Source organism: Paenibacillus sp. XP01 (assembly GCF_057364885.1).
Window position 1 is genome coordinate 2,726,336 of the sequence record NZ_CP139481.1, and the last position, 12,077, is coordinate 2,738,412.

General features: G+C 50.1%; 8 protein-coding genes. 6 read left to right on the plus strand and 2 right to left on the minus strand.

From position 1 onward, the window contains the following. Positions 1-139 precede the first annotated feature (139 nt). Positions 140-514, minus strand: coding sequence for an iron-sulfur cluster biosynthesis family protein (locus SNR34_RS12695; RefSeq protein ID WP_343259350.1), 375 nt, complete (start codon positions 512-514; stop codon positions 140-142). 208 nt (positions 515-722) lie between these two features. On the opposite strand from SNR34_RS12695, the gene SNR34_RS12700 reads away from it, so the two are divergent. Continuing rightward, positions 723-1,328: a DUF1349 domain-containing protein gene (locus SNR34_RS12700; protein WP_486182449.1), complete on the plus strand. Its 606-nt coding sequence runs from the start codon at positions 723-725 to the stop codon at positions 1,326-1,328. A gap of 145 nt (positions 1,329-1,473) precedes the next feature. Here the strand turns inward: SNR34_RS12700 and SNR34_RS12705 are convergent, their stop codons facing one another. Continuing rightward, positions 1,474-1,920: an SET domain-containing protein gene (locus tag SNR34_RS12705; protein ID WP_236419576.1), complete on the minus strand. Its 447-nt coding sequence runs from the start codon at positions 1,918-1,920 to the stop codon at positions 1,474-1,476. 272 nt (positions 1,921-2,192) lie between these two features. Between SNR34_RS12705 and SNR34_RS12710 the strand changes: the two genes are divergently transcribed. From SNR34_RS12710 to SNR34_RS12730, 5 genes are all read left to right on the plus strand, one after another. After that, positions 2,193-3,749, plus strand: a complete 1,557-nt coding sequence (locus SNR34_RS12710) for an ABC-F family ATP-binding cassette domain-containing protein (RefSeq protein ID WP_236419650.1) — start codon at positions 2,193-2,195, stop codon at positions 3,747-3,749. Positions 3,750-4,175: 426 nt separating this feature from the next. Further along, positions 4,176-4,904, plus strand: a complete 729-nt coding sequence (locus SNR34_RS12715; protein ID WP_486182033.1) for an ABC transporter ATP-binding protein — start codon at positions 4,176-4,178, stop codon at positions 4,902-4,904. Then, the gene (locus tag SNR34_RS12720) at positions 4,901-5,695 is read left to right on the plus strand and encodes an ABC transporter permease (RefSeq protein WP_486182034.1); all 795 of its coding nucleotides are present in this window, start codon (positions 4,901-4,903) and stop codon (positions 5,693-5,695) included. Before SNR34_RS12715 ends, SNR34_RS12720 begins: the two co-directional genes overlap by 4 nt. A gap of 9 nt (positions 5,696-5,704) precedes the next feature. After that, positions 5,705-6,475, plus strand: coding sequence for an ABC transporter permease (locus SNR34_RS12725; RefSeq protein ID WP_486182035.1), 771 nt, complete (start codon positions 5,705-5,707; stop codon positions 6,473-6,475). Positions 6,476-6,854: 379 nt separating this feature from the next. After that, a complete protein-coding gene (locus SNR34_RS12730; RefSeq protein ID WP_486182036.1) occupies positions 6,855-12,077 on the plus strand; it encodes a fibronectin type III domain-containing protein in 5,223 nt (1,740 codons plus the stop codon).

Below are 12,077 nucleotides of genomic sequence, written 5' to 3' on the forward strand. Positions count from 1 at the left end.
CGAGTATACTAGAGGATGATGTCAATAGTTTCTCCAAATGTTTCCGACTTGTAAACAAAATGTGTGAAAATAAAAAAACGGCCATGCGTCGCCGCAAAAGCCGTTTCGTTATGGGCCAGGCCAATGGCTGGCAGAAAGATCATCTGCTGGATGGCAAGGCACAGGCATTCATGGCTGCGGGCGTTCCAACCGCGCTGGCACGAGCGTCCCGTACGCGAAGGTTGCCGTTAAGCACCCCTGAGTCGCTGCTGAGCCTGAACGAAGGATAGTTGGGCTCGGTATCCAGCTTCATGCTCTCCTCCAGGTTAAGCTGTTGTTTGGGGTCCACGTAGAATGTGCCCAGATTCGTTTCGACGGGTTCATCCAATGCTCCAGGCTGGTCTACGATGTCGATGACGAGCACGCCGTTGCATCCGCAATTTTCGGTATCATAAAAAAGCTTGAAATAACCCGGCTGCTCCCCGAGGCCTGCGGTCAGGCGCTCTGCAGCAAGATCGGTAATGGATATGCGCATATTGCCACGCTCCTTTGGATCGGAATCGAAATGTTTTGCTTTCAACAATGTAAAACTAACTATATCTATAGTATACCATTCCTGTCAAAGGCAGCCGCATCACGTTGATGCACACATGCGCGCAGGACATTGGATGGATGGTATACTGAACTTGGGATGTTGGGCAGAAATGCCGGAAGTCGATTGAAGGGATGATGTACATATGTCAATGAATCATTTTGGGCAATGGCCGGAAGCAGCCTGGACAAGGGAGCCCGCATCTTGGGCTCTGCAATCCGATCGGCTGATCGTCGAGGCGGCAGAGGGAAGCGACTTTTGGGAAAACACGTTTTACGGCTTTTGCCACCGGAATGGCCATGCTTTGCTTGCCGCATGGGACGGAGACCGTGCCGTCGAGGTATCCTTTGACTTAAAATCGTTTACCGAATTGTATGATCAGGCGGGCTTGATGTTGTGGCATGACCAGCATCAGTGGATCAAAGCGGGCATTGAGGTCAACGACGGCGTACCCCATGCAGCGGTGGTGGTGACGGACCATTTTTCCGACTGGTCGTTATCTCCTGTGCCCGAGTGGGCAGGTCAAATTGTAACGATCCGGGCTTCCTGGAGCAACGATGCCGTCATTATACGCGCAAGAACGGACAAGCATCCATGGCGCACGATCCGGGTTGCGCGGTTTGCCTATGCGACAGGCAAACAGGCGGGGCCTTTTCTATGCTCTCCGAAACGTGCCGGCTTCAGCGTGGAATTCCTCCGCTGGAAGCAGACGGCACCGGACGTGGACTTGCATGCTGATCCGCCGATCGAGGAGTAGAACCCTCCGTTTGATATAGGTGCACAGACGGTACACGAAAGAAGACAGGCGAGGAATCATCGTACGATTCCGCCTGTCTTCTCTGAGGTTCATGTGGGCTTTGTGCTGTCCGGACTTTCCGCCCTTTCCCGGGTTCAGAAGGCCGTCATTCAGCGTTTTTTTCGCGCTCGGCAGCTTGCTCGGCTTGATTCAACTGCTGCATGCGTTCTTCGTAATCATCGAGAAACCATAGCGGGTCCATGTTGGTTTCATCGCCATTGTAGTTGATCAACACTTCTTCGCCCGCCCGAATATCCCGATAAGCGTAGAAATCGAAGGAATGATTGTCGAAATTGATGACATAAGTCGCGTTGGGTTCATAGGAGTGGTTAATCAAACTGCCGTAACCCAGCAACATCGCAGTATGGTTCGTGCCGTACTCGAATACGTAATCTCCGAGTATGGTCTCATCGATGTGATGGTGGTCTTCATTCGGATAGGCAACGACCGGCGCCTGATGGATCAGCTTTCCTTTTGGAATGTCCTCCGTGGCGAATACGCCGCGGTTAAATTCTCCGCTTCCTCCAATGGGGGAACGTTTTACTTCAATCATTGCTTTTCACCTGATGCTCGTTCAGAAGAGCTCCGTTCTGTATTAGTGTGTATACACCTTATTTATTGTTCCAGTGACAGCTTAACGTATACAAAGAAAAATTTTAACGGATTCCGATGATTTAGGCAAATGGGCAGAGGAATTTCATAGTGATGAAGGTGGAGGGAACGGCGCGATTCTCGACAAGCTTGCCATTTGAAGTTGCCATTGAGTTGAGCGGCCCATAACGCTTATAATATACAAGAATAAGTCTATATAGAAAAGGTGTCATGATGAGTATATTAAACGTGGAAAAATTGAGTCACGGTTTTGGCGACCGTGCCATCTTTAACAATGTATCGTTCCGTCTGCTCAAGGGTGAGCATATCGGTCTGATCGGGGCCAACGGTGAAGGGAAATCCACCTTCATGAATATCATTACGGGCAAGCTGCAGCCGGATGAAGGTAAAGTGGAATGGTCCAAGCGCATGCGCGTCGGTTATCTGGACCAGCATGCCGTGCTCAGCAAAGGACAGTCGATCCGCGACGTGCTGCGCAGCGCGTTCCAATACCTGTTCGACATGGAGCAGGAGATGAACGACATGTACGGCAAAATGGGAGATGTGACTCCCGAGGAACTGGAGCAACTGCTCGAAGACGTCGGCACGATTCAGGATACGCTGACCAATCAGGATTTTTACTTGATTGATGCCAAGGTGGATGAGACCGCCCGAGGACTGGGTCTGACCGACATCGGCCTGGACAAGGACGTTAACGATCTGAGTGGCGGACAACGCACGAAGGTGCTGCTGGCCAAGCTTTTGCTCGAAAAACCCGATATTTTGCTGCTTGACGAGCCGACGAACTATCTGGATGAACAGCATATCGAATGGCTGAAACGTTATCTGCAGGATTACGAGAATGCGTTTATCCTCATCTCTCACGATATTCCGTTCCTGAACAGCGTCATCAACCTGATCTATCATATGGAAAATCAAGATTTGACCCGTTACGTGGGCGATTATGACCACTTCCAGGAAGTTTACGAGATGAAAAAGCAGCAGCTCGAATCGGCGTACAAACGCCAACAACAGGAAATTGCCGACCTCAAGGATTTCGTGGCCCGGAACAAGGCGAGCGTGGCAACGCGCAATATGGCGATGTCCAGACAAAAGAAGCTCGACAAGATGGAAGTCATCGAGCTGGCGGCCGAGAAGCCGAAACCGCAGTTTAATTTCCGCGAAGCGAGAACGTCGGGCAAACTGATTTTCGAAACCAAAGGCTTGGTGATCGGGTACAACGAGCCATTGTCCAGACCGCTTGATCTGCGTATGGAACGTGGACAAAAAATTGCGCTCGTCGGTGCGAACGGGATCGGTAAAACAACGCTCATGCGCAGCATTTTGGGCGAAATCCCGGCGCTGGACGGAACGGTGCAGCGCGGCGACTTGCTGGAAATTGGTTATTTCCAACAAGAGATCAAAGAAGCGAACTATAACACATGCATCGAGGAAATTTGGCAGGAGTTCCCGTCCTTCACGCAATTTGAGGTGCGTGCGGCTCTGGCCAAATGCGGTTTGACGACCAAACATATCGAGAGCAAGGTTGCGGTGCTGAGCGGTGGCGAAAAGGCGAAAGTACGCCTGTGCAAGCTGATCAACAACGAAACGAACCTGCTCGTGCTCGACGAGCCGACGAACCATCTGGACGTGGATGCGAAGGATGAACTCAAACGCGCGCTCAAAGCGTATAAGGGCAGCATCCTGCTGATTTCCCACGAACCGGAATTTTACCGCGACGTCGTGACGGATACGTGGAACTGCGAATCGTGGACGACGAAAGTTTTTTAGTAATACTAAGCTGTTAAAAAATTTGTATATCGTAATCATAAAACCAACATTGACAATGAATTAGATTGTCCATGTTGGTTTTTTATTAAAGAACTGTAACTGGATTTTCGGGAATTGAATATGTAAAATATTAGATTATAAGAGTAAATATTGATTATCATTTCAATATTGTATTAAATGTAGAATTGAAGTGGTAGTTCCGTGTTTTAGTTCTAAAATAAAATCTTTGCATCCAGACTCCTTACATAACTTGATTAACTGAATAAGCAGTTGACGAAAATTAAACAAGAACCCATCAACAAAGAACTGACTACAGAGTGAAATGTTTGCTTAAATATTGACACTGTTTGTTCATATTTTCACAATGTTAAAGGCGCTGAATACTCTTGTTGATTGGGAAATGTTTTTACTATAAGGGGGGCCATCATGCCTGATATTGTTATGGAAGTAAATGGCATAAATAAAGTGATAGGCAAACGTGAGATTGTTCAAGATACTTCGTTTAAATTGGAAAAAGGTAAAATCTATGGTTTTATTGGTCCGAATGGTGCAGGCAAAACGACCTTGATGCGAATGATGACAGGATTGATGCATCCAAGTAACGGCCATGTCAAGATCGATTCATATGACATTAACAAAAACCGAAAAAAGGCATTGGCACAGGTGGGAGCAATTATAGAATCGCCCATTTTTTTTGAATATATGACAGGTAGGCAAGTACTGCGCAATTTGGCACGATTGCATCCTGATTTGTCTAAGTCAGATAGGGAAAATCATATTCATGAGTTGCTTGAAAGAGTAGGGTTGGGAGATCGAGGGGATGATCGAGTAAAGGGATATTCGCTTGGAATGAAGCAACGCTTGGGGATTGCTCAGGCACTGCTTGGAAACCCGAAACTTCTGCTTTTGGATGAGCCTTCCAATGGTCTCGATCCTATGGGAATGAGGGGATTAAGAGATATCATCCTTGGTTTGAGAAACGAATTTAACTACGCTTTTTTTATCTCAAGTCATTTGCTGGATGAACTGCAACAGATGTGTGATGAATTAATAGTTATTAAAAGCGGAAAGGTGATTTGGAAAGGGGCTGCAACCGATTTGATCCGTGATGGCGAAAGGTTGGAAGATGCTTTCCTGGAGTTAATGAGAGCATGATTACCTTATTCAAAAGTGAGTGGGAACGACTTTGGTCCAAACGTTGGACGTGGCTGTTGGTTCTGGCTATTCCTGGTCTTGCATATATGACAGCCCGTTTTTTTGAATCGCTTCAAGTGGATCATGACACGCTTTCTGAACTATTTATTCTTATAGGCTTGCGAAACAACTTATATTTTCCTGTTGATATCATCATGTCTGCATTGGCGGCTTCTATATTCACCGAGGAATATCGAGGTGGTCAGTTGAAATTTGTCTTTCTTCGTCAGTTTACCCGCACGCAAATCTTTTTTAGCAAATTGCTGTTGATTTGTGCTTGCATTGTTCTGATGCTTATTTTATTTGCGGTTTCTTTGATGGTTATTGGTTATTTCTTTCGGTTCCATGACAACAGTTTGCTGATTTATTCTGTGGAAGCTATTGAATACACTTTTGTATATTACGGGTTTGCATTTGTTTCACTTCTTGGGATATCTAGTTTGTTTATTTTTATTTCAATGTACAGCAAAAATGTCACATTTGCGATCGGAGGCTGCGTGATTTACGTTTTAGCATCGTTGCTGCTGGACGGCACCGTCATTCAGCTTGCTGCATTATTCAGCAGCTTTCCTCTATTAGAACTTAGCATTACCTATTCCTTGATCCCTTTTCTGCAGCATACCGGTTTAAACGAAGTTATAGACGGGAATTCGAATGCAATTATAGCTATAGTAACCGTTATCGTTGCACATCTTATTGTTTTCTTGTGGGGAGCCTACCATCGCTTTGTGAAAAGTGACTACTTATATTAGGGGGTAAACATGCTAGGTATATGGATTAGTGAATTGGAACGGGATTGGAAAAAAAAGTATAAAGTTATGATGTTCTCTGCTTTTTTGATGGTCGCTATGTTCAACATTTGGGGTTCAAGTTCGTTACAAAAGGGAGTATTTCGTTTTGGAGAAGGCAGTATCGTGCTGAATAATCTTAACGCTCCGTGGTTTGTAATGGATGGAATGTCGTTATTAATGATGGCGGCACTGCTGCCTATGATTTATATTGATCAGTTAAGTGGCGAATTGAATTCAGGCGCATACAGATTGTATGCACTTCGTCCATACCGCAGGTTTCAACTTTGGCTGGGAAAACTGTTGGCTTTGGCTGCAACGACCGTGGTTGGGGTCGGAATTGTATACTTTGTTTCTATGATTGGCTCCAAAACCTTGTTCGCCAGCAGCGATACTGCGGCGCTGTACGGAATTAAGGGCGAAGTAGGAAGGTTATCAGCAGAATGGTATACGATCAAATTTTATGGTGTTTTTTTACTTACTTGCCTTGCTAAGCTGCTTTTTTGCAGTGCCGTTTGTGTGTTTATCTCAAGGCCAATCATCGCCTTCCTTGTGATTTTAGGATTATCTATTGTGCTTTATCATTATCTAGCAACAGATTTAGTTTTTTTATTTGACCCTTTTCGTCCAATTTTGCTTTCTCTTCAGTCAGGAGGCTCAGGGAGTTTTTGGCTATATTTAATTGGGTCCAGCATTCTTTTTGGAGCAATCAGTTTTTGGGGTTGGCAAAGGAAAGTAATATGACAAGCGGCTCATGTTCTGGCATCTGGTGGGAGAAAAACCTAGTGGAACGTTATTTGTATAAACGCGAATTGAATCATAAATAATGATTGACAGCTTCGTTTTGCCGATACTATAATTCAGGAAAGCACTTACATTTGCATAAAAATGAAACCTGTTTCACGATATAGGCGCAAGGAAAAGGCGGATAATTATTATTTGCACATTGCTACTAGTATGGGAGACAGGTCTTTTTTTGCGCCTTAATGAAACCGGTTTCATGAAACTGGGAGGTGATCGGACCCTCGCCCTTGGCGCGCTTGAGTGTTGAACACAGGCCGGAAACAGCACCGTGCCCTTATATCCATGTTTTGATCTTCCGAGGCAAAGGAGAGATACGGATTTGAACTCATTGAAGAAACCGATTACATTCGTGTTGGCGGCTTCATTGGCACTGTCTTCGGGACCGTGGATGCTGCCAGGCCAGGTTTTTGCCGATGTGGACCGCATGCCCGCAATACTGCTGCAGGATGACTTTTCGGATGGGGATTATACCGTGTCGCCTGAGTGGATCGTGAGTTCAGGAAATTGGAGCATAGCTGCCGATCCGCTCGATGGTTCCAACAACACGCTCTATCAGAGCGATACCGGGGAAGGCATCATTTCGACTGGTGATAGGATGTCCGATATGACCGTGACCACAAGTGTTTATACGGGGGCGGGGCAGGGATATCCAGGCATTTTGCCGCGTTTTCAGGATAAGAACCATTTTTATTATTTTCAAATGCAGGTGCCTGCCAACAAACTTGTGTTTTCCAAGCGGGTGAACGGCACGGATACCACGTTGAAAACGGCGGATTTCACTTTTGCCAAAAACACGTGGTACACGCTCAAGCTGGTGCTGTCGGGCACGTCCATTCGGGCCTATATTACGGAAAACGGAGCCGATCGGCTCGTCTTTGATCTTGCGGACGATACATATGCTGCCGGTACAGTCGGCATTCGCAACAAGTGGCAGACGGTGCAGGTCGACGATGTTATCGTCGCCGAGCCGCCGCCCGCCAATTATATTGCGCTGACTGCCGCCGAGCAGACGGCCTCCTCGGTATCGCTGCAATGGACGGAAGCGGAACGAGCGATCGGCGGTTATCGCCTGTATCGTTCCACATTGCCGGACAGCGGTTATTCCTTTGTGGCAAGCACAATGTCTCCGGGTTATGTGGATGAGGGATTAAGCACGGATACGAACTATTACTACAAAGTGGCTTACGAATATGGCGGCTTAACAGAATCGTTGTGGTCTGCGCCACTGGAGGTTCGGACGGCAGCCACGGCGCCGCAGGCACCTGGCAGCTTGACGGCGGTCGGGCTCGATGCCACCAGCGTAAAGCTGTCATGGTCTGCGGCAGACAAGGCGACCGGATACCGTGTATCACGTGCTTTGCTTGGCAGCGAATCATACGAGCAGGTGGTTGAGGGGACTTCGCTCAGTTACACGGATCAAGGTCTGGAGCCTGGCAGCAGCTACAGCTATCGCGTCACCGCGTATAACGCAGCCGGGGAATCCGCGCCTGCAACAACGGAAGCAAGAACGTATGATATCAACTCCCCGACCGGTTTTGCCGTTTCGGATGTGACGGATACGTCGATTTCTCTTCGTTGGGACGTTCTACCCGGTTCGAACGTGACTTATACGGTGTCCAGAGCAACAAGTGCAGCCGGTACGTTCCAACAGGTGTATCGCGGTGGCGACACTGCGTTTACGGACAGTAAATTATCGATGGGGACCGGTTATTTTTACAACATTCAGGCGGAAGTTGACGGCGTTGTTTCCCCGGTTTCGACGCCGCTTGGGGCCGCCACGATTCGCACGAGCTTTACGCCAGGCCAATTATGGCCGGACCTGGGCGGCAAGGCGATCGATGCCCATGGCGCCGGGTTCTTTTACGATGAGCAAACGGAGAAGTATTACTGGTACGGCGAATACCACACGGGAGGATGGCCGGCGGCGGGAATTCGCGTATATTCGTCGACAGACTTGATGAACTGGACGGATGAGGGAATGGCGCTCACGATGATCCGATCCATGGACGACTTCGACAACGATCCGCTGATCTCGGAACTGTACGCGGGCCGTGAAGACAGGGTGGATATCTGGGCCGATATCCGCAGAGGCCGGATCATCGAGCGGCCAAAGGTCATTTACAACGACAAAACGAAAAAATACGTCATGTGGGCCCACATGGACGGAGACAAGGACCCTTACAACGACAACGCCAACTACGGCAAGGCGCAGGCTGGTTATGCCATCAGCGATTCGCCGACGGGTCCGTTCGTCTACCAGAAGAGTTACCGGATGGATCGCGCTCCCGAAGGGGAGAAGGACTACCAACCAGGCAATCCGGGCATGGCACGAGACATGAACTTGTTTAAGGACGACGACGGTACCGCATACCTGATTTACTCCAGCGAGGAAAATCTGACGTTGTATATTTCCAAATTGACGGATGACTACAGCGACGTCACGGGATGGCACAAGCAAGGGTTGACCGACGAGAAAGGTAATCCCGTGCGCGATTCTACCTATCAGGCTGAATACGGTGTAGACTACGTGCGCGTATTTCCTGGCGGACAGCGCGAAGCTCCGGCCATGTTCAAATATCAGGGCAAATATTATATGCTGACCTCCGGCGCAACCGGCTGGTCGCCGAACGAAAACAAGGTGACCGTGGCAGACAACATTTTCGGGCCGTGGTCTACGATGACGAATCCGTTCGTGCGCACGCTGCCTAGCGACCCTGATCCGGGCAAAGCGTTCGGCACGCAGTCCACGTCAGTGATTCCGGTGGATCCGGCCAAGGGCAAATTCATTTATGTGGGCGATACATGGAACGGCGGAAATTTCTCCAATGACGGGGCCAAATACGTATTCCTGCCGATCGAATTCGGAATAGGTTCCGATATCGCGATCCGGTGGTATGACAGTTGGACGCCTGATTTGCTGAATTCGATGGGGAAGGTGGATATTACAGATCCGCTGCCGGAAGCAGTACCGCTCGGCAAGGTTCCCGCGTTGCCAACAACCGTTAATGTGCGCGACGGAGAAACCTTGGTGCCGACGCCAGCGGTCTGGACGGTGAACGACCGTGTGATGACGGCCGAAGATTTTGCGAAGCCGGGTCCGCTCACGTTACAGGTGAGGACGCCGGAGTTCGGCAACAAAAAACAGGCGGTGCGCGTATACGTCGTCCCCGAGAATGCCCTTTATTTTGTCAATAGCGGGGGTTACGAGACAGCCGATTACAAATTGATGGGTGCTTATATGAAAGGAACGCTGGCCAACCCGGGAACGGCGGACCAGATGTATGCGCCGGGCGAGGGACGCGACTGGGGATATGTCAGCGCGGATGCGCTGCCTTCCGGTTCGAATGGTGGAGACATATTTTCGACCGTGCGTTATTTGAACGGCGGCAATGTGACCAATTCGCCCAAAGGCACGGATCTGACTTATCGCTTTGACGTACCGAACGGAACATACGATATCTATGCCGGATTCAATGATCCATGGACGAACACGTCGCGCCGAGCCAATTTCTATATTAATGGAGAGAATACTGGTGCAGTCACGTATACGCCATCTAGTGTGAGGGCTCATCGAGGCATTGTCGTTTCGAACAACAAGCTGGAACTGACGGTACGCAATACGGCAGCGCAGGATCCGCTGATCAGTTGGATCGTCATCGCCAAACCGGACATTGCACCTTCCGTGGACGAAAGCGCCGGGTTGCGAGCCGAAGCGGTGACGGGAACAGACGTTACGCTCCACTGGGATGCCCGTCTTGGGGCTGCGGGTTACAAGCTTTATCGTTCAGAGCGTGAAGACGGGGAGTACAGCGTCGTTTATAACGGAAGTTTGCGGCAATATACGGATCGCGAACTGACGCCGGGTACGCATTACTATTATAAAGTGGAAGCGCTCGATGCGGTGGGAGAACCACTGGGCGGTTTATCGACGGCCTGCGAAACGGAGACGGTGGAGCTCACTGCCGAGGAAGTCGCCGCTTCCATCACAGCACTGGAGCAGCCCGCCAAAGGCGCGAAAACATTGAAGCTGCCGACCGTTCCGAAAGGGTTCAGGATTGCGATCGCTTCGAGTTCGATGCCGGACGTTGTACGTGTCGATGGCAAGATCGTGCCGCCATCCGAGGAAGCTGCGGTCACGTTGGAATTGGAGATTACACGCATCTCTGACGACAGCAAGGCATTGACGGTACCTCTTATCGTCAAAGTGCCTGCACAGGCTTCTTCATCCGGAGGTACGGGAAGCGACGGTTCAAGCGGCGGCACAGGAGGAAGTGCGGGCGGCAGCTCTGGCGGAACTTCGGGTGGCACGGGAGGTCAAAACGGCAGCTCGAACACGTCAGGAGACCGTTTGGTACCTCAACCGCAAAAAGACAGGGCTATTCTTGAAGTGAAGGCCGAGACCGGCAAGGATGGCGTCGCGCAAGCAGAGGTGAAAGAATCCGCAATGGAAGCGGCTTTTGCGGCAGTGCCTGCCGCAGCTTCGAACAGACCGCTGGTGGAGCTTCGCTTGAAAGCGAGTGCAGAGGCCGGTGCATATGAGCTCCGTCTGCCTGCCGCCTCGCTGGTGGATGACGGCAAGGCCCGCGGGATCTTGATCGTGACCGCTTTCGGGTCGCTGGAGCTTCCGACCGATTTGCGCAAAAACGTTGCTGCAGACGGCGATATCGTAACGGTGCGGTTAACGCAAACAACATTGGCGAAGCCGACTGCACGGCAGCTTGGCACACAACAGGGGCTGCGACTGGATCTTGACGTGAATGGAGAAGTTTGGCCATCTACTAGTGTCTTGACGCTTCGAATGCCTTATGGGAAGCTGCAAGGCGCGCACCCTGACGCCATTGTTGCGTTCAAGATCGGGGCGGACGGAGTGGCAGCACCGCTGCCACAAAGCCGATATGACGAGCAGAGCGGCGAGGTTGTATTCACCACTTCATCAGGTACAGGAGAATATGCCGTAGCACGGGTGGAGAGCACATTTGCCGACGTGGGAAGCGTTCCATGGGCCCGAACAGCGATCCATGCGCTGGCTGCACGCGGAATCATCCGTGCAGATGGAACTGATGATGCAGGGCATCTGCAGCCGAAACAGGATATGACGCGTGGTCAATACGTGCAATGGCTGGTCGCGGCGCTTGGTTTGGATGCCCCAGCGGGCGACGAATTCTCCGATGTGAAGGCAGACGCCCCGTATTACGAGGCGGTTGGAACTGCGCGTTCGCTCGGCATTGCCACCGGTACCGGCAACGGGCGTTTCTTGCCAGAGGCAGCCATTACCCGGCAGGAAATGATGACTCTGACGGTAAGAGCGCTTGAAACGGCTGGACTGCTTCAACCGGGTTCAGTAGAAACAGAGAACGTCCTGACACGTTTCCACGATGCGCATATGATCCGTCCTTATGCCGGGCAAAGTGTTGCAACGCTTGTGCAGCTTGGCGTCGTTGGTGGTTATAACGGCGAGGTCAAACCTTTGGCTACAGCTACGCGTGCCGAGTCGGCGGTGTTACTGTATGCGATGATGAATAAGCTGGTATGGCCTAAGTAA